This is a genomic window from Nocardioides massiliensis (assembly GCF_030811215.1).
Classification (GTDB): Bacteria; Actinomycetota; Actinomycetes; order Propionibacteriales; family Nocardioidaceae; genus Nocardioides_A; species Nocardioides_A massiliensis.
In genome coordinates this window covers 356854-374156 of the sequence record NZ_JAUSQM010000001.1, presented here as the reverse complement: position 1 = coordinate 374156, position 17303 = coordinate 356854, and the positions used below count along the sequence as shown (strand labels likewise).

At 71.0% G+C, this 17303-nt stretch carries 20 protein-coding genes; 16 read left to right on the top strand and 4 right to left on the bottom strand.

Annotation, left to right across the window (positions count from 1 at the left end; genetic code table 11):
- The first annotated feature begins 6 nt into the window (after window positions 1–6).
- From J2S59_RS02040 to ilvA, 3 genes are read left to right on the top strand one after another with little or no spacing between them, the layout of a single operon-like run.
- Window positions 7–1389, top strand: a complete 1383-nt coding sequence (locus tag J2S59_RS02040) for a glutamate mutase L (RefSeq protein ID WP_068118491.1) — start codon at window positions 7–9, stop codon at window positions 1387–1389.
- Window positions 1362–2627, top strand: coding sequence for an AI-2E family transporter (locus J2S59_RS02035; RefSeq protein WP_068118488.1), 1266 nt, complete (start codon window positions 1362–1364; stop codon window positions 2625–2627). Before J2S59_RS02040 ends, J2S59_RS02035 begins: the two co-directional genes overlap by 28 nt.
- Window positions 2624–3835, top strand: a complete 1212-nt coding sequence (ilvA, locus tag J2S59_RS02030; protein ID WP_181641649.1) for a threonine ammonia-lyase — start codon at window positions 2624–2626, stop codon at window positions 3833–3835. The genes J2S59_RS02035 and ilvA overlap by 4 nt, the downstream gene beginning before the upstream one ends.
- A 3-nt stretch (window positions 3836–3838) precedes the next feature.
- Here the strand turns inward: ilvA and greA are convergent, their stop codons facing one another.
- Together greA and J2S59_RS02020 are read right to left on the bottom strand one after the other, a co-directional pair.
- Window positions 3839–4342, bottom strand: coding sequence for a transcription elongation factor GreA (gene greA, locus J2S59_RS02025; RefSeq protein ID WP_068118477.1), 504 nt, complete (start codon window positions 4340–4342; stop codon window positions 3839–3841).
- Window positions 4343–4483: 141 nt separating this feature from the next.
- Window positions 4484–4894 (bottom strand): DUF4307 domain-containing protein, encoded by a 411-nt coding sequence (locus J2S59_RS02020; RefSeq protein ID WP_068118474.1) that lies wholly within the window; start codon window positions 4892–4894, stop codon window positions 4484–4486.
- A 23-nt stretch (window positions 4895–4917) separates the two neighbouring features.
- Here J2S59_RS02020 and mca point away from each other — a divergent pair, with 23 nt between their 5' ends.
- Window positions 4918–5832, top strand: a complete 915-nt coding sequence (gene mca / locus J2S59_RS02015) for a mycothiol conjugate amidase Mca (RefSeq protein WP_068118471.1) — start codon at window positions 4918–4920, stop codon at window positions 5830–5832.
- Between the two features lie 41 nt (window positions 5833–5873).
- Complete coding sequence (locus J2S59_RS02010) at window positions 5874–6188, top strand: hypothetical protein (RefSeq protein WP_068118468.1); 315 nt, start codon at window positions 5874–5876, stop codon at window positions 6186–6188.
- Between the two features lie 6 nt (window positions 6189–6194).
- Here J2S59_RS02010 and trxA read toward each other — a convergent pair whose 3' ends face one another.
- Entirely contained in the window at window positions 6195–6584 is a 390-nt protein-coding gene (gene trxA / locus J2S59_RS02005; protein ID WP_068118466.1) for a thioredoxin, read from the bottom strand.
- A gap of 107 nt (window positions 6585–6691) precedes the next feature.
- Between trxA and J2S59_RS20450 the strand changes: the two genes are divergently transcribed.
- The 4 genes from J2S59_RS20450 to J2S59_RS01990 are packed head-to-tail and all read left to right on the top strand — an operon-like array spanning window position 6692 to window position 8739.
- Window positions 6692–6811, top strand: coding sequence for a DUF8730 family Cys-rich protein (locus J2S59_RS20450; RefSeq protein WP_497547562.1), 120 nt, complete (start codon window positions 6692–6694; stop codon window positions 6809–6811).
- A 56-nt stretch (window positions 6812–6867) separates the two neighbouring features.
- The gene (locus tag J2S59_RS02000; RefSeq protein ID WP_068118460.1) at window positions 6868–7374 is read left to right on the top strand and encodes a pyridoxamine 5'-phosphate oxidase family protein; all 507 of its coding nucleotides are present in this window, start codon (window positions 6868–6870) and stop codon (window positions 7372–7374) included.
- Window positions 7374–7883: a nitroreductase family deazaflavin-dependent oxidoreductase gene (locus J2S59_RS01995; RefSeq protein WP_068118456.1), complete on the top strand. Its 510-nt coding sequence runs from the start codon at window positions 7374–7376 to the stop codon at window positions 7881–7883. Before J2S59_RS02000 ends, J2S59_RS01995 begins: the two co-directional genes overlap by 1 nt.
- 46 nt (window positions 7884–7929) lie before the next feature.
- Window positions 7930–8739 carry a hypothetical protein gene (locus tag J2S59_RS01990; RefSeq protein WP_068118454.1) on the top strand — a complete coding sequence of 270 codons (810 nt, stop codon included), beginning with the start codon at window positions 7930–7932 and terminating at the stop codon, window positions 8737–8739.
- Window positions 8740–8801: 62 nt separating this feature from the next.
- On the opposite strand, the gene trhA is transcribed toward J2S59_RS01990, so the two are convergent.
- Window positions 8802–9494 (bottom strand): PAQR family membrane homeostasis protein TrhA, encoded by a 693-nt coding sequence (gene trhA / locus J2S59_RS01985; protein ID WP_068118448.1) that lies wholly within the window; start codon window positions 9492–9494, stop codon window positions 8802–8804.
- Between the two features lie 55 nt (window positions 9495–9549).
- Here trhA and J2S59_RS01980 point away from each other — a divergent pair, with 55 nt between their 5' ends.
- The 7 genes from J2S59_RS01980 to J2S59_RS01950 all read left to right on the top strand — a co-directional run bounded on the left by J2S59_RS01980 (window position 9550) and on the right by J2S59_RS01950 (window position 17244).
- Entirely contained in the window at window positions 9550–10326 is a 777-nt protein-coding gene (locus tag J2S59_RS01980; RefSeq protein WP_068118445.1) for an isoprenyl transferase, read from the top strand.
- 265 nt (window positions 10327–10591) lie between these two features.
- Window positions 10592–11917, top strand: a complete 1326-nt coding sequence (gene phoH2 / locus J2S59_RS01975; RefSeq protein ID WP_068124847.1) for an RNA 5'-3' helicase PhoH2 — start codon at window positions 10592–10594, stop codon at window positions 11915–11917.
- A gap of 162 nt (window positions 11918–12079) precedes the next feature.
- A complete protein-coding gene (locus tag J2S59_RS01970; RefSeq protein ID WP_181642626.1) occupies window positions 12080–13438 on the top strand; it encodes an extracellular solute-binding protein in 1359 nt (452 codons plus the stop codon).
- Complete coding sequence (locus J2S59_RS01965) at window positions 13435–14385, top strand: carbohydrate ABC transporter permease (RefSeq protein WP_068124841.1); 951 nt, start codon at window positions 13435–13437, stop codon at window positions 14383–14385. Before J2S59_RS01970 ends, J2S59_RS01965 begins: the two co-directional genes overlap by 4 nt.
- Window position 14386: 1 nt before the next feature.
- On the top strand, window positions 14387–15223 hold the full coding sequence (locus tag J2S59_RS01960) for a carbohydrate ABC transporter permease (RefSeq protein WP_068124839.1): 837 nt from the start codon (window positions 14387–14389) through the stop codon (window positions 15221–15223).
- 6 nt (window positions 15224–15229) lie between these two features.
- Window positions 15230–16453 carry an ABC transporter ATP-binding protein gene (locus J2S59_RS01955; protein WP_068124837.1) on the top strand — a complete coding sequence of 408 codons (1224 nt, stop codon included), beginning with the start codon at window positions 15230–15232 and terminating at the stop codon, window positions 16451–16453.
- A 92-nt stretch (window positions 16454–16545) separates the two neighbouring features.
- A complete protein-coding gene (locus tag J2S59_RS01950) occupies window positions 16546–17244 on the top strand; it encodes an aggregation-promoting factor C-terminal-like domain-containing protein (RefSeq protein ID WP_068124836.1) in 699 nt (232 codons plus the stop codon).
- Window positions 17245–17303: the final 59 nt, after the last annotated feature.

Below are 17303 nucleotides of genomic sequence, written 5' to 3'. Positions count from 1 at the left end.
TCGAGTTTGTCGAGACCCCTCGTCGCCTGTGTCGACTTCGGCTCGACGTTCACCAAGGCGGCGCTCGTGGAGCGCGGGACGGGGCGACTCGTCGCGACTGCCGACCACCCCACGACACTGGCGACGGACGTCCTCGACGGCTGGCGCGCCTGTCGTGACGACCTGACGGCCGCCGACCCGAGGGCAGCCGACGCGCAGGTCCTGGCCTGCTCGTCGGCGGGCGGCGGCCTGCGGATCGCGGTCGTCGGGAACGAGGCGCTCGTGACCGCCGAGGCGGGCCGGCGCGTCGCGCTGTCCAGCGGCGGCACGGTGGTCGCGGTGCTGGCCACCGCGGACACGGGCGGGCTGCGCGACCTCACCGCGCTGCGTGCGTGCGACCCCGACGTGGTGCTGCTCGTCGGGGGCACCGACGGGGGCGAGGAGGACTCGCTGCGGACCTCGGCGACGGCGCTCGCCGCGGGTGGCTGGGACCTGCCCGTCGTCGTGGCCGGCAACGCGGTCGTGCAGCCGGAGGTCGCGGCGACGCTGGCGGACGGGGGCGTCCCGCACGTGCTGGCGGCCAACGTCGTCCCGCGGATCGGGGTCCTCGCCCCCGAGCCGGCCCGCGCCACGGTGCGGGAGGTGTTCCTGCGCCACGTCATCGGCGGCAAGCAGCTGAGTGCCGATCCCGCGTTCGCGGCACTGGTGCGCGGCGCGACCCCCGACGTCGTGCTCAGCGGGGTCGAGCTCCTCGCGTCCCTCGTGGGAGACGTGGTGGTCGTCGATGTGGGCGGCGCGACCACCGACGTCCACTCCTGCGTCGAGCCCGACCCGGAGGCGCGCGACGTCGTGGCCCAGGCACGCGCCCAGCGCACGGTGGAGGGCGACCTCGGCATGCGGTGGAGCGCGCCGACGACCGTCGCGACCGACCCCGGGGCGTCCCCCGACCTGCACGCGGCCGCCCGACGGCGCCAGGCCGAGCCGGCGTACCTGCCTGGCAGTGCCGCGGACCGTGCCGACGACGAACGGATCGCCACCCTCGCCGTCACCACGGCGCTGCGGCGCCACGCCGGTCGCAGCCAGGTGGTGTACGACGAGCGCGGACGGGTTCTCGTCAGCTCGGGCCGCGACCTGCGGGAGGTGGAGCTGGTCGTCGGCTCGGGCGGTGCGCTGCGCCACGTCGACGCCGCGACGGCCAAGCGGGTGCTCGCTGCGGCCCACACCGGCGGCTCCGCGGACGGGTGGCAGCTCCCCGAGCACCCACGGGTGCTCGTCGACCATCGTTATGTCCTGGCGGCCGCGGGCCTGCTGGCGGATGACGACCCGGTGACAGCCGCTGCGTTGCTGCGGACCGAGCTCACAGGAGCGGGTACCTTGACGCAGTGGCCAAGGGGACCGGGAAGCGACTGACGGGCAGCACCGGACGACTGCGCCGTGAGCGGGAGCGGGTCGCCCAGCAGTGGTCCGAGGTCCGCGCCGAGATCCGGGCCGACCGCGACGAGCTGCCGAGGATCAAGGCCGGTCCGTCGAACTTCACCCGCGCCGAGGTGCCGTGGGCGCTCGACCTCGCCGCCGCGTGGTCGTGGCGCTTCCTCGTCATCGCCGCCGCCGGCCTGGCCATCCTGTGGACCCTCGCGCACTTCGTCGTCATCACCCTGCCCCTGGCGATCGCACTGCTCATCACCGCGCTCGTGACCCCGGCCGTCTCCCTGCAGCAGCGCGTCGGCGTGCCCCGACCGCTGGCCGCCATCACCGTGGTCCTCGCCGGGCTCGGCTTCGTCGCGCTGCTGATCACCTTCGTCAGCCAGCAGGTGATCGACGGCTTCTCCGACCTCACCGCCCAGGTCGTCGACGGGCTGGAGAAGATCCGCACCTGGTTGCGCGAAGGCCCCCTGCAGGCCAGCGACTCCCAGATCAACGACGTGATCCGCGACGTCCAGCGCACCCTCATCGACAGCAACGAGGAGATGGTCCGGCGTGCCACCGAAGTCGGCGCGACCCTCGGGCACCTGATCGCGGGACTCTTCCTGGCGTTGTTCGCGACCTACTTCTTCCTCGCCGACGGCGCGCGCATCTGGGCGTGGGCCGTGCGGCTGTTCCCCCGGGCTGCGCGCGAGCGCGCCGACTCCTCGGGCCGGGTCGCCTGGCGCTCGCTCACCCAGTTCGTGCGGGCCACCGTGCTCGTCGCCGGCGTCGACGCGATCGGCATCATGATCGTCGCCGCCATCCTCGACGTGCCGCTGGTCTCCGCCATCGGCGTGGTCGTCTTCCTCGGCGCCTTCATCCCGATCATCGGCGCCTTCCTGTCCGGGTCGGTCGCCGTGCTGGTCGCGCTGGTCGCCCAGGGGCCGGTGGTCGCGCTCCTGATGCTGCTCGGCGTGGTGGTCGTCCAGCAGATCGAGTCCCACATCCTCCAGCCGTTCCTCATGGGGCGCTTCGTCTCCGTCCATCCGCTCGGCGTGCTCCTCGCGATCGCCGCCGGTGTGCTCGTCGCCGGGGTGGCCGGGGCACTCATCGCCGTACCTCTGGTGGCCGCGATCAACGCCGTCGCCCAGCACCTGGCCGCCGACGTGGCGGTCGGAGAGGACCCGCTCGATCACTCGGTCGACGATGACGACGGAGCCGTGGGAGCCGAGGTCACGCAGTGAGCGCGTCGGCCGGGCTGGACCTCGCAGCGATCGAGCAGGCACGCGAGGCGCTGCGCGGTGTGGCCATCGAGACGCCGATGGAGGAGTCGCGCTGGCTCTCGGCGCTGGCTGGGAGCCCGGTGCTGCTCAAGTGCGAGAACCTCCAGCGCACCGGGTCGTTCAAGATCCGCGGTGCCTACCTGCGGATGGCGCGGCTGACCGACGAGGAGCGCGCCCACGGCGTGGTCGCCGCCAGTGCCGGCAACCACGCGCAGGGTGTCGCCCTCGCAGCCCGGCTGCTCGGCATCCACGCGCGGGTCTACATGCCCGTGGGCGCGCCGATCCCGAAGGAGAACGCCACCCGCGGCTACGGCGCCGAGGTCGAGTTCCACGGCGCCTCCGTCGACGAGGCGCTCGCCGCCGCCCGGGCGTACGCCGCCGACACCGGCGCCGTGCTGGTCCATCCCTACGACCACCGCGACATCGTGCTGGGCCAGGCCACCTGTGGACTGGAGATCCTCGAGCAGGCGCCCGAGGTGCGCACCGTGGTCGTCCCGACCGGCGGCGGGGGCCTCGTCGCCGGTATCGCCGCCGCGGTGAAGCTGCGCCGCCCCGACGTCCACGTGGTGGCCGTGCAGGCGGCGGGTGCTGCGGCGTACCCCGCGTCGTTGGCCGCGGGCCACCCGATCGCGGTCGAGCAGATGAGCACGATGGCCGACGGCATCGCGGTCGGTCTGCCCGGCGACGTGCCGTTCGCCGCGATCCGAGAGCACGTCGACGAGGTCGTCACCGTGGGGGAGGAGGCGCTGTCACGTGCGGTGCTCTCCACGCTCGAGCGGGCCAAGCTCGTCCTCGAGCCGGCCGGGGCCGCCGCGGTCGCCGCGCTGCTCGACGATCCGGGTCGCTGGGAGGGGCCCACGGTCGCCGTGCTCTCGGGCGGCAACATCGACCCGCTGCTGATGATGCGGGTGATCCGCCACGGCATGGCGTCCGCCGGTCGCTACCTCGGCTGCACGGTGCGGATCCCCGACGCCCCCGGTGGGCTCGCGACGCTCCTGGCGGAGCTGGCCGAGGCGCAGGCCAACGTCCTCGACGTCGTCCATGAGCGCACCTCGGCCTCGCTGCACCTCGACGAGGTCGTCGTCACGCTGCAGCTGGAGACACGAGGCCCGCAGCACGCCGAGCAGGTGCTGGCGAGACTGCGGGCCCGTGGGTACGCCGTGGCGTGAGGCTCAGCCGGTGTAGGGAACGGCGTCGACGATCTCGACCTCGAGGGTCTTGCCGTTGGGCGCGAGGTAGCTGACGGTGTCGCCCTTGCGGGCGCCGGTGATCGCCGAGCCCAGCGGGGACTGCGGCGAGTAGACGGTGAGGCCGGAGCCGGTCTCGAGCTCGCGCGAGGCGAGCAGGAACTCCTCGGTCTCGTCCTCGTCGTCCCCGACGAAGCGGTAGGTGACCTTCATGCCCGGCTCGACGACCCCGTCGTCGGCGGGGGTCTCCCCGACCTGCGCACGGCGCAGGGTGTCCTCGAGCTGCAGGATGCGGCCCTCGAGCTTGCCCTGCTCCTCGCGCGCAGCGTGGTAGCCGCCGTTCTCCTTGAGGTCGCCCTCCTCGCGCGCGGCGCTGATGCGCTCGACGATCTCGGCACGGCGGGGGCCCTTGAGCTCCTCGAGCTCGGCGACGAGCTTGTCGTAGCCGTCGCGGGTCAGCCAGATGGTTTCCGACGTCGACTGGGTCACGGGTAGCTCCTGACGTTGACGAAGCAGCGAGTCGCTGCCTGTGGTGGTGCGATCTGTGCCATCTGCGCGAGTGCGACAGACGTGCGGGCGATTGATAAAGCCCCCGGCAAGCCGGGGGCCAAGTAGCCGAGGCTACCAGCCTCACCGCCGGATCGGCTGGTCCTTCGTCCGACAGCCCACGAGGACGACGGCGGTCGCTGGGCGCTCGGTGCGGATCGCGACGGAGTAGGTGTCCTTCTCCCGCCCGCCCGGCCCGATGGTGAAGCTGGTCTCCCCGACGACGCTGCGGTCGACGGCCGACGCGCGCAGCAGGCACTCGGCCTCGACGTCGGCGTCACGGCGTTGGATCGACACGCGCGCATCAGCGGTGCGGCCGTCTCCGGTGGACCACGTGACGATGTCGGAGCGCACCTCGGGGGTGCTGTGGAAGATGACGGTCCAGGCGAGCCAGCCCAGTCCGACGACCGCGGTGACGACGGCGAACGGCACCCACGCCCGGCGTCGGGGACGACGGCCGTAGCGCTCGCGCAGCAGGGCCTCGTTGGTCGTCATGGGTCCGATTCTAGGATTGCCACATGTCCCTCAAGCCGTCCGGCCCCTCCACGGGGCTGCGCCTCATGCATGTCCACGCCCATCCCGACGACGAGTCGAGCAAGGGTGCGGCCACGACGGCGCGCTACGTCGCGGAGGGTGCCGACGTGCACGTGGTGACCTGCACCGGGGGTGAGCGCGGGTCCGTGCTGAACCCCAAGATGGACCGCCCCGACGTGTGGGAGAACATCTCCGAGATCCGGCGCGAGGAGATGGACGCCGCCCGCGAGATCCTCGGCGTCCAGCAGGACTGGCTGGGCTTCGTCGACTCCGGCTGGCCCGAGGGCGACCCGAAGCCGCCGCTGCCCGAGGGCTGCTTCGCGGCGATGGACGTCGCCGAGGCCGCCGCGCCGCTGGTGCGGTTGATCCGCGAGTTCCGCCCGCACGTCATGACGACGTACGACGAGAACGGCGGCTACCCGCACCCCGACCACATCATGTGCCACCTCATCAGCGTCGCGGCGTTCGAGGCGGCCGGCGACGGGACGGCGTACCCCGAGGCGGGCGAGCCGTGGCAGCCGTTGAAGCTCTACTACCACCACGGGTTCCACCGCGAGCGCACCCAGGCGCTGCACGACGCGATGGTCGCGCGCGGGCTGGAGTCGCCGTACGCCGAGCGGCTGGAGACCTGGAAGCCCGACCCGGTGCACGCGGCCCGGATCACCACGAAGGTGCCGTGCGCGGAGTTCTTCCCGATCCGCGACCGGGCGCTGCTCGCGCACGCCACGCAGATCGACCCTGACGGCGCGTGGTTCGCCTGCCCGCTGGACGTGCACCAGGAGGCGTGGTCGACCGAGGACTTCGAGCTGGCCCGCACCATGGTGGAGGTCGACCTGCCCGAGGACGACCTGTTCGCCGGGGTGCGCGAGCTGCTCGCCGAGGGACGTCTGCCGGCCTGACCCCGGGTCTGCCCCCTGGTCCTGCGTGGGATGATCGAGGTATGGCCCTCGACCCCGTCATCGCTCACGGTCTGCTGACGTTGCTCGCCCAGACGAGCGTTGATGTGCTCGCGTGGGTTCCGATGGACCAGGCGCAGCTCGACCCCGTCCCCGAGGACACGGAGGTCAAGGCCGGCTGGACCGCGCTGCTGCTGTGGATCGGCATGGCGGTGGCCGTGGTGGCGCTGGCGTTCAGCCTCGTGCACCGGCTGCGCAACGCGCGCGACCACTACGGCGACGTCGACGCCGACAAGGTCGCTGAGGAGCCCGACCCGCGCTTCCCGGACCGGCGGTCCGAGGGCGACTCGGGCTCCTGAGGGGGCTCACGCCTCCGGCTGCGTGTCGCCCTGCTGGGCGTTGTGCTCGGCGATCTGCGCGCGTACGTCGTCCATGTCGATCTCCTTGACGGCCGTGACGACCTGCTCGAGCGCGGCCGGGGGGAGGGCGCCGGGCTGGGAGAAGACGAGGATCCCCTCGCGGAACGCCATGAGCGTCGGGATCGAGCTGATCTCGGCCGCGGCGGCCAGCGCCTGCTCCGCCTCGGTGTCGACCTTGCCGAACACCACGTCGGTGTGGGTGGCCGACGCCGCCTCGTAGGTCGGTGCGAACTGGCGGCACGGGCCGCACCAGGACGCCCAGAAGTCGACGAGGACGATGTCGTTGTCCATGACGGTCTGCTCGAAGGTGGCTGCGGTCAGGTCGGTGGTGGCCATCTGACTACCGTAGGAGCGAGCACCGCCCCAGCCAAGGTGGACAGCCGAGGGGGCAGCCGAGGTGGACAGGACAGTGGCCGGCATCGGGCCGGCGGATCGGAGGACCCATGTGTCAGCGCGTGACCTGCTCCCGCTGCGGCAAGCCGACGTGGACGGGCTGCGGGGAGCACGTCGAGGAGGCCCTCGCCGGGGTGCCGGCCGAGGAGCGATGCACCTGCGCGCAGTGACGTCTCGCCGCTAGGTTGAGCCCAAGCCGTCCCGACGTACGAGGAGAGCCTCCCGCATGGGTGTCAACCAGCGTTCGCAGATCACCATGTCCGACGAGGAGATCGACGCGTTCGTCAGCAGCCGGCGTACGGCGATCCTGAGCACGATCGGCCCCACGGGGCACCCGCACTCCGTCGCGATGTGGTTCGCCTGGATCGACGGCACGATCTGGTTCGAGACCAAGGCCAAGGCGCAGAAGGTCAAGAACCTCCAGCGCGACCCCCGCGTGACGGTGCTCGTCGAGGACGGTCTGACCTACGACACCCTGCGCGGCGTCTCCTTCGAGGGCCGGGCCGAGGTCGTCGACGACCCCGAGGCGCTCTTCGCCGTGGGCGTCGACGTCTGGGAGCGCTACACCGGCCCCTACACCGACGACGCCAAGCCGTTCGTGGAGATGATGCTCCACAAGCGCGTCGCCGTCCGGCTCGACGTCGAGCGCGTCCGCTCCTGGGACCACCGCAAGCTCGGCCTCGACCCGATCCCGCTCGGCGGCAGCACCGCCGCGACCTACCAGCAGGGCTGATGGGTCGCTTCGCGCTCCCCGAGGAGCGCCCGCCCGGCCTGGACTCCCGCTGGACGACGCGGCTGATCAAGCTCGGGTCCCGCGCGCAGGTGAAGGCGTTCCGGCTCACCAACGGACGCATCGGATCCCACTGGCGCATCGGAGCCGGCTTCCGCAGGCCCGTGCCGACCCTGTTGCTCGAGCACCGCGGGCGCAAGTCCGGAACGCTCTTCACCACGCCGTTGCTCTACCTGGGCGACGGCGAGCGGCTGGTGGTCGTCGGCTCCCAGGGCGGGCTCCCGCAGCACCCGCAGTGGTTCCGCAACCTGCAGGCCACGCCGCGCACGCGGGTCCACCTGAAGGGGCGCCGCGACCTCGAGGTCGTCGCCCACGTCGCCGACGCGGACGAGCGCGCGCGGCTGTGGCCGAAGCTCGTCGACCTCTACGCCGACTTCGAGAAGTACGCCCGCTGGACCGACCGGGAGATCCCCGTCGTCGTGCTCACGCCGGTCACGGGAACCGGATCCTGACGGGCGACGTCGCAACGACATGCGTGCCCTACGAATTGGTCGGTGGGTGGCCGTCGGTGCCGCCGCCCTGCTGCTCGCCGGATGCGGCACGGCGGACTCGGCGTCGGTCCCCGGCCACCTGACAGCCACCGACCCGCCACCGGACCGGGACTTGCCGACGGCGGAGGGGGGTCCGGCCCTGACCTGCGGCGGGCTCACCTTCGCCGCGCTCACCCTCCGGACGGGCGGGGGTGAGATCGCCGATCTAGCCGAGCCGGTCACCGAGGCGCTCGAGGACCTGGTGCGGCGCCACCCGATGGACCGGCCGGCGGGGCTCCCCGAGCGCGACGTCTCCCTCGACGACTGGATGCTGCTGGCGACCGAGGGCGAGCGCGGCACCCGGCGGGTCGAGATCGCCACCGGTGAGTGGGGCGAGGACGGACCCGGCGCCCGGGCGATGACGGTGTCGCTCGAGGAGCGCTCCGACGGCAGCTGGCAGGTGGTCGGGTGGGGCAACTGTGCGACGCTCGGGCCCGCGTTGGACCCGAAGGTCTCTTGGGTGGAGGTGTCGGCACCCCGCGGCGGATTCGACCGCAGGTCGTCCACACTCTCGGTGTGGGTCTCAGAGCGTCAGTGCGCGAGCGCCCGCCATCCTGACCGCTTCCTGCACGAGCCGACGGTGGTCGAGACGGCTGAGTCCGTGACGATCTCCTGGACCAGCGACGACGTCTTCTCGTCAGAGCCCCCCGGCGTCGCCGTGACGTGTCCCGGCAACCCGGTGGTCCGCCGTACCGTCGCACTCGCCGAGCCGTTGGGCGACCGCGTCGTGCTCGACGGCTCGTACTGGCCCGCGCGGGAGGTCGGAGCGCCGGACTGACGTCAACGATGTCGTCTGCTGTCACCCGGTGACACCCCACGACATCGTTGTGGCCAGGGTGCTCAGCGCTGGGCGTACGTCGCGATCGACACCCCGATGTAGTGCGTGATGAAGGCCGCGATCGTCAGCGTGTGGAACACCTCGTGGAAGCCGAACCACCGCGGCGACGGGTCTGGCCGCTTCAGTCCGTAGACGATGCCGCCGAGGGTGTAGAGACCACCGCCCACGACGAGCAGGGTCAGCACCGCAGCACCCCCGCTGGCGGCGAAGTCGCCGATGAAGAAGACGGCCGCCCATCCGAGGGCGATGTAGATCGGGGTGTAGAGCCAACGCGGCGCGCCGGCCCAGAACACCCGGAAGAGCATCCCGAGGATGGCGCCGGTCCAGACCGTGACGAGCAGGATCGTGCGCTGCGGGTCGTCGAGCAGGAGGAGGGTGAACGGGGTGTAGGAGCCGGCGATCAGCAAGAAGATGTTGGCGTGGTCGAACCTGCGCAGGAACGCCCACACCTTGGGCGACCAGGTGCCGCGGTGGTAGACGGCCGACACCCCGAAGAGCAGCAGCGCGGTGCCCGCGAAGACGGCCGACCCGATGCGGGTGGTCGTGTCGGGCGACAGCACCACGAGCACGATCCCACCGGCCAGGGCGAGCGGGGCGGTGACGGCGTGCAGCCAGCCGCGGAGCTTGGGCTTGACGTCGGCGATCGCCTCGCGGACCTCACCCTTCAGCTCGTCGAATCGGGCAGCGGCGTTCACGGAGGGAATCCTAACGAGGGCACGAGAACGAACGACACGAGTACGATCGGGGATCGTGGTCGACTGGAAGAGGGGCGTACGTCGGGTCTTGTACCCGGCCTACGAGGCGCGCCTCTCCCGCAAGCTGCCGGCAGATCGGATCCCGCGCCACGTCGGGGTGATGCTGGACGGTAACCGACGCTGGGCGCGCGCGGTAGGCCGCGACTCGGCGGCGGGTCACCGTGCCGGTGCCGCCAACATCGAGCCGCTGCTCGCGTGGTGCGAGGAGGTCGGCGTCCAGGTCGTGACCCTGTGGCTGCTCTCCACCGACAACCTCAACCGTCCGCCGCGCGAGCTCGAGCCGCTGCTGGAGATCATCGAGGAGGTCGTCGATGCCTTGGCGGTGGCCGGCCGGTGGCGGCTGCATCCCGTGGGGGCGCTCGACCTGCTGCCTGACCCCACTGCCGCCCGGCTCAAGAGCGCCGCCGAGCGGACCCGCGACGTCGAGGGCATGATCGTCAACATCGCGGTCGGGTACGGCGGACGGCGCGAGATCGCCGACGCCGTACGCGCCCTCCTCGCCGAGCACGCCGAGCGCGGCACCTCCCTCGAGGAGCTGGCCACCACCCTCGACGTCGAGCACATCGCCGAGCACCTCTACACCAAGGGCCAACCGGATCCGGACCTCGTCATCCGCACCTCTGGCGAGCAGCGCCTCGGCGGCTTCCTGCTGTGGCAGAGCGCCCACAGCGAGTTCTACTTCTGCGAGGCCTACTGGCCCGACTTCCGCCGCGTCGACTTCCTGCGCGCGGTCCGGGCGTACGCCGAGCGCGAGCGCCGCTTCGGGGCCTGACCGCGCGCCCTGCTCCCTCCGACCGCTCACCGCGCGTTCACCGCGCTGTCGGGCGTGTCGCCCCGGATCGCGGCCTGCCACGGCGTACGTTCTGCCCCATGGCGGGTGGGGAAGCCCGCCGTTCGGGAGGCCCGTTCGTGACCTGTCACGACCAGCACAGCACCACCGGGAGTCTGCACTCGGACTCTCGGGCCCGGTCCCGGTCCAACGAGTAGTCGGACCGGGCAGCGGAGTGCGCGCGCCGGTCCGTGAGGGGATGCACCGCATGGCTGCACAGGAGCGCACCGCACCCGCCCCCCGGCGTACCTACGTCCTCGACACCAGCGTGCTGCTCGCCGACCCCGGCGCCTGCCGACGGTTCTGCGAACACGAGGTCGTCCTGCCGGTCGTCGTGATCACCGAGCTCGAGGGCAAGCGCGACCACCCCGAGCTGGGCTACTTCGCCCGCTCGGCGCTGCGCATGCTCGACGAGCTGCGGCAGGCCCACGGGCGTCTCGACCAGCCGGTGCCGATCACCGACGACGGCGGCACGCTGCGGGTCGAGCTCAACCACACCGACCCCGCCGCCCTGCCGTCGGGCTTCCGCCTCGGCGACAACGACACCCGCATCCTCGCGGTCGCGCGCAACCTCGCCGACGAGGGCCACCTCGTCACGCTGGTCTCGAAGGACCTGCCGTTGCGGATCAAGGCGAGCGCGGTCGGCCTCGACGCGGAGGAGTACCGCGCGGAGCTCGCCTCCGACTCCGAGGCCGGGTGGACGGGGATGGCCGAGATCGACGTCGCCGCCGCGGTCGTCGACGAGCTCTACGAGGACCAGGTCATCGACCTCGACGAGGCCCGCGAGCTGCCGTGCCACACCGGGCTGGTGCTGCTCTCCGAGCGCGGGAAGGCCCTGGGACGCGTCAAGCAGGACAAGCGCGTCCACCTGGTGCGCGGCGACCGGGAGGCCTTCGGCATCCACGGCCGCTCCGCCGAGCAGCGCGTCGCGCTGGACCTGCTGCTCGACCCGGAGGTCGGCATCGTCTCCCTCGGCGGCCGGGCGGGGACGGGCAAGTCCGCGATGGCGTTGTGCGCCGGTCTCGAAGCCGTGCTCGAGCGCCGCCAGCACAAGAAGGTGGTCGTGTTCCGGCCGCTGTTCGCGGTCGGCGGTCAGGAGCTGGGCTACCTTCCCGGCAGCGAGTCGGAGAAGATGTCGCCCTGGGCGCAGGCCGTCTTCGACACGCTCGGTGCGCTCACCTCCCCCCACGTCATCGACGAGGTGCTCGACCGCGGGATGCTCGAGGTGCTGCCCCTGACGCACATCCGCGGACGCTCGCTCCACGATGCCTACGTGATCGTGGACGAGGCGCAGTCGCTGGAGCGCAACGTGCTGCTCACGGTGCTGTCGCGCATCGGAGCCAACTCCAAGGTGGTGCTCACGCACGACGTCGCGCAGCGCGACAACCTCCGCGTGGGCCGCCACGACGGGATCGTCGCGGTCGTCGAGCGGTTGAAGGGCCATCCGCTCTTCGCCCACGTGACGCTCAACCGCTCCGAGCGCTCCCCGATCGCGGCGCTGGTGACCGAGATGCTGGAGAACCTCACCGTGTGAAGGTCCGCGCGCGGCCGAGGTGGGCGGCCGCGCGCGGCCGAGGTGTGAGCACTCGCGCTCCCGGGTAGTCGATGGCGGCAATCACAGCGGTGTGGTTGAGTGACGTGGATCACTGGGGGCGCGGTCCGAGTGGCGCCTCCGGCGGTCGAGGAGGAGGGCCCCATGCTGCGACCAGAGCGAGCGCGTCGTGCGCCACGTGGACGGCATCGATGGCGGCGGCGCGGCGCGCTCGCGCTGGCGGCGGTGGTCGGTGCGAGCACCGTCGCCGCCTGCGGCGTCCCGACCGTCGACGACCAGGGTCGCGCGATCCTGAACTGGTACATCAACCCCGACGGGCAGGAGACACTCACCGCGCTCGCGGAGGAGTGCAGCACCGACGACTACACGATCCAGATCCAGCTCCTCCCGACCAGTGCCACCGATCAGCGCACCCAGCTCGCACGCCGGCTCGCCGCGGACGACGCGACCACCAACCTCATGAGCCTCGACCCGGTCTTCGTCCCGGAGTTCGCCAACGCCGGGTGGCTGGCGCCGTTCGAGGGGGAGCGCGGGGAGAAGGCGCTCGAGGGCGTGCTCGACGGCGCGGCTGAGTCGGTGCAGTGGAACGACGAGGTCGTCGCCGCACCCCAGTGGGCCAACACCCAGGTGCTGTGGTTCCGCAAGTCCCTCGCCGAGGCCGCCGGCCTCGACATGTCGCAGCCGGTGACGTGGCAGGAGATCATCGAGGCCGCGGATGCGGAGGGGGGCACGGTCGGCGTCCAGGCCAACCGCTACGAGGCGTACGTCGTCTGGATCAACGCCCTCATCCAGGGCGCGGGCGGCAACATCCTCGACCCCGACACCGTCGAGGAGGGCCGCGACGCCAAGGTCACCCTCGACACCGACCCGGTCCGTGAGGCGGCGAAGGTGATCGAGCAGCTCACCGACTCCGACGCCACCCACGACGACTACACGACCTCCAACGAGGGCACGAGCCTCGGCCGGATGTGGCCCGGCGAAGGTCCCGGTCAGTTCATGGTGAACTGGACGTTCGTCTTCAAGAACTACGCCGACGCGGTCGGACAGCCCGGCGGCCCGCCCGACGAGCAGGCGCTGGAGGACCTCGGCTGGGCGCGCTACCCGCGCACCCTGCCCGACGAGCCGTCGAAGCCCCCGGTCGGCGGGATCGTGATCGGCGTCGGCGCCTTCACCCCCGACGTCGACCAGGCCCAGGAGGCCGCACTGTGCGTCACCAGCCCCGAGGCGCAGGCGCAGCTCGCCGTCAACGACGGTCTCATGCCGGCGCGCGAGGGTGTGTACGACGACCCCGAGCTCCAGGACGCCTACCCCTCCGACCTGCTCGAGCTCTACTCCACGAGCATCGACGAGGGCGGACCTCGACCCAAGAGCGCGTTCTACAGCCAGATCTCCAGCGCCTTGCAGTCGGTCTGGCACTCGCCCACCACGGTCAGCCCGGAGCGGACGCCTGAGGAGGCGCAGGACTTCGTGACCTCCATCCTCCGAGAGGAGTCGTTGCTGTGAGCACCACCGCAGTGCAGACCGCGACGGCGGACCCCGACGACAAGACGCCCTCGCCCCAGGCCTCCGACCGGGCACGCGCGGAGAACAAGCTCGGCCGCATGCTCGTCGCGCCAGCGATCGTGCTGATGCTGCTGGTCACGGCGTTCCCGATGCTGCGCGCGCTCTACCTGTCGCTGTTCTCCTACAGCCTCACCGCACCCGACGAGCGCGAGTTCGTCGGGGCAGCGAACTACTGGACGGCGCTCACCGACGAGCTGTTCTGGCGCGACACCGCCAACACGGTCTTCATCATGGTGGTGACCGTCGCCGTCGAGCTCGTGATCGGGTTCGCGTTCGCGATGGTGATGCACCGGGTGATCTTCGCGCGGGGGGTCATCCGCACCTCGATCCTCATCCCCTACGGCATCATCACGGTCGTCTCGGGCTTCGCCTGGCAGTTCGCGTTCTCCAACACCAACGGCTTCGTCAACGGTTGGCTGCCGTTCCTCGGTGACGGGTTCAACTGGTTCGCCCAGTACGAGTCCTCGATGATCGCGATCATGGTCTCCGAGATCTGGAAGACCACACCGTTCATGTCGCTTCTGCTGCTGGCGGGTCTGGCCAACGTCTCCGAGGACATGCTCGAAGCGGCGAAGGTCGACGGGGCGTCGTGGTGGCAGCGCCTGACCAAGGTGATCCTGCCCAACATGCGGGCCGCGATCATGGTGGCGGTCCTGTTCCGCGCCCTCGACGCCTACCGGATCTTCGACAACATCTACGTGATGACCGCCGGTGCCAACGGCACCGAGTCGATCTCGTTCCTCACCTACCGGCAGGTGATCGAGCAGTTCCAGCTCGGCATCGGCTCGGCCCTGTCGGTGCTGTTGTTCCTCTCGGTCCTGGTGGTCGCCTTCGGAATCGTGAAGCTCTTCCGCGTCGACCTCGCCCAGGCGCGACAGGAGAACTGACATGACCAAGAACCGCATCGGTCTCGTCATCGGCGTGGCACTCATCCTGATCTGGTGCCTGCTGCCGGTGGTGTGGATCATCTCGCTGTCCTTCAAGTCCCAGGCCGCGATCACCAACGGCAGCCCGGGGTTCTGGCCCCAGGCCGAGGGCTTCGCCGGGTGGCAGAACTACGTGGACGTCATCCAGGACGACCAGTTCCGCCGCGCCATCCTGAACTCGCTGGGCATCTCGTTGATCGCCACGCTGCTCTCGGTCATCCTGGCCACGCTGGCGGCGTACGCCATCGCCCGCTTGGAGTTCAAGGGCAAGAAGTTCGTGCTCACCACCGCGCTGGTCATCGCGATGTTCCCGGTGGTGTCGCTGGTCGGCCCGCTGTTCGACATGTGGCGCACGCTCGGCATCTACGACACCTGGCCCGGCCTGATCATCCCCTACATGTCCTTCACGCTGCCGCTGGCGATCTGGACCCTGTCGGCCTTCTTCCGGGAGATCCCGTGGGAGATGGAGCAGGCGGCGCAGGTCGACGGCGCCACCTCCTGGCAGGCCTTCCGCAAGGTGATCGTGCCGCTGGCGGCACCGGGTGTCTTCACCGCCGCCATCTTGACGTTCTTCTTCGCCTGGAACGACTTCGTCTTCGGCATCTCCCTCACGTCGACGGAGAACGCGCGACCGATCCCGGCAGCGCTGTCGTTCTTCGTCGGGCCCGACCCGTTCAACCGGCCGGCGTCGCTGCTGGCTGCGGGAGCCGTCGTCGCGACGATCCCGATCATCATCATCGTCCTGATTTTCCAGCGCAAGATCGTGGCCGGACTGACCTCCGGCGCCGTGAAGGGTTGATGCCACATGGCTGCCATCGAGATGAAGAACATCGTCAAGAAGTACGGCGACGGCTTCCCGGCCGTGAACGACGTGAGCATCGACATCGCGGACGGCGAGTTCGTGATCCTCGTCGGCCCCTCCGGCTGCGGCAAGTCCACGCTGCTGCGGATGATCGTCGGGCTGGAGGACATCACCTCCGGGGAGCTGATCATCGGTGGCACGAAGGTCAACGACCTCGCGCCCCGCGAGCGCAACCTGGCGATGGTGTTCCAGAACTACGCGCTCTACCCGCACCTCAGCGTCTACGAGAACATCGCCTTCCCCCTGCGTCTGGCGAAGGCGTCCGACGAGGAGGTCGACCAGAAGGTCCGCGAGGCCAGCAAGACGCTCGAGCTCGACGAGCACCTGGAGCGCAAGCCCGGCAACCTCTCCGGCGGTCAGCGCCAGCGCGTGGCGATGGGACGCGCGATCGTGCGCGACGCCCAGGCGTTCCTCTTCGACGAGCCGCTGTCCAACCTCGACGCCAAGCTGCGCGGGCAGATGCGCACCGAGATCGCCCGGCTCCAGAAGCGGCTCGGCATCACCACGGTCTACGTCACCCACGACCAGACCGAGGCGATGACGCTGGGTGACCGGGTCGCGGTGCTCAAGCGCGGGGTGCTCCAACAGCTGGCCACCCCCCGCGAGCTCTACGAGCAGCCGGTCAACCTGTTCGTCGCCGGGTTCATCGGCTCGCCCCCGATGAACTTCCTGCCGGCCACCGTCGACGGCACGTCCGTCGAGATGCCGTTCGGCACGGTGGAGATCCCGCAGGAGAAGGCCGACCTCGTCGCCGACCACGCCGGCAAGACCCTGATCGCCGGGATCCGGCCGGAGTACTTCGACGACGCGAGCGTGCTGGACGACGCGAAGCTGAGCTCCGGCTCGACCTTCCGGGCGACCGTCGAGTTCACCGAGTGGCTCGGCAGCGAGGCGTTCGCCTACCTGCCGTTCGAGGCGCCCGAGGCCGTGCAGAAGCAGCTCGAGCAGCTCGAGAAGGACCTCGACGGGGAGTCGCTGCGCACCCAGATCGTGGTGTCGCTCGACGCGGCGTCGACGGTCGCGGCCGGCGACGAGGCCGAGATCTGGGTCGACACCGCGCACCTGCACATCTTCGACCCCGAGACCGGCGACAACCTGACGCTGCAGAAGTCCGAGGAGACGCCGACCCAGGGCGGCAAGCACGCCGAGGCGCCCGCCGCGCAGTGATCTGGGTCACTTCGGATTTGTCTGGGCCGGGTCCGTCGGGGACAGTGAACGGGTCCCTGCTCTGACCCCGTCGAGACACCGAAGGTCCCCGGTTGCTGCTCCCTCCACGCTACGTCCCGCGCCACCGCGCCGAGGCGCCCGCACGTCCGCCCCGTCGGGCCGCGCGGATCGCCGTCGTCTCGTTGGCGACCCTGGGCACCGGCGGTGCGATCTCGGCCGGCGTCCTGGCCGGGTCCGGCGAGCCGGCAGGCACGTCGGCCGTGGTGGCGTCGGCGGTCAGCGACGAGGATGCCGCCACGCTGCGTGCCGAGCGCGAGCAGGTCGCTGAGCGCGCGTCGCGTGCCGGCGGTCGTGCGTCGTTGTCGGCCGAGGCGGCAGAGGGCGAGACAGCAGACGGCCAGCCAGCAGGCGGCGAGCCCGACGAGACCAAGATGCTGACGCTCGCCCCGCCGGCCGGTGGCGCTGTCACCGGCGTGGACGACCTCGCCGACGCCGACCCGCGCGAGATCGCCCAGGGCATGCTGGGGGAGTTCGGCTTCGGATCCGACCAGTGGGGATGCCTCGACCAGCTCTGGATCTCCGAGAGCGACTGGGAGGTCGACGCCGACAACCCGACGTCGTCGGCGTACGGCATCCCACAGGCGCTGACCGGCGGCACCCACGACGACCTGCCGGCCGACTACATGACCAACCCGGTCTCCCAGATCCGGTGGGGCCTGGGCTACATCCGTGACGCCTACGGCACGCCGTGCTCGGCGTGGTCGTTCAAGCAGGCCAACAACTGGTACTGAGCGGTTCCGCTCCGTCGCCACCGGCGGCCGTCCGGTCATTGGTTGATGAGACAATCGTC

Bases quoted from the DNA above. Each gene is read 5' to 3' on its own strand.
- trxA (WP_068118466.1), bottom strand. From the start codon at position 6,584: ATGGCCACCACCGACCTGACCGCAGCCACCTTCGAGCAGACCGTCATG.
- J2S59_RS01960 (WP_068124839.1), top strand. From the start codon at position 14,387: ATGACCAAGAACCGCATCGGTCTCGTCATCGGCGTGGCACTCATCCTG.
- J2S59_RS02020 (WP_068118474.1), bottom strand. From the start codon at position 4,894: ATGACGACCAACGAGGCCCTGCTGCGCGAGCGCTACGGCCGTCGTCCC.
- J2S59_RS01970 (WP_181642626.1), top strand. From the start codon at position 12,080: ATGCTGCGACCAGAGCGAGCGCGTCGTGCGCCACGTGGACGGCATCGA.
- mca (WP_068118471.1), top strand. From the start codon at position 4,918: ATGTCCCTCAAGCCGTCCGGCCCCTCCACGGGGCTGCGCCTCATGCAT.
- J2S59_RS20450 (WP_497547562.1), top strand. From the start codon at position 6,692: ATGTGTCAGCGCGTGACCTGCTCCCGCTGCGGCAAGCCGACGTGGACG.
- J2S59_RS02010 (WP_068118468.1), top strand. From the start codon at position 5,874: ATGGCCCTCGACCCCGTCATCGCTCACGGTCTGCTGACGTTGCTCGCC.
- J2S59_RS02000 (WP_068118460.1), top strand. From the start codon at position 6,868: ATGGGTGTCAACCAGCGTTCGCAGATCACCATGTCCGACGAGGAGATC.
- phoH2 (WP_068124847.1), top strand. From the start codon at position 10,592: ATGGCTGCACAGGAGCGCACCGCACCCGCCCCCCGGCGTACCTACGTC.
- J2S59_RS01995 (WP_068118456.1), top strand. From the start codon at position 7,374: ATGGGTCGCTTCGCGCTCCCCGAGGAGCGCCCGCCCGGCCTGGACTCC.
- J2S59_RS01955 (WP_068124837.1), top strand. From the start codon at position 15,230: ATGGCTGCCATCGAGATGAAGAACATCGTCAAGAAGTACGGCGACGGC.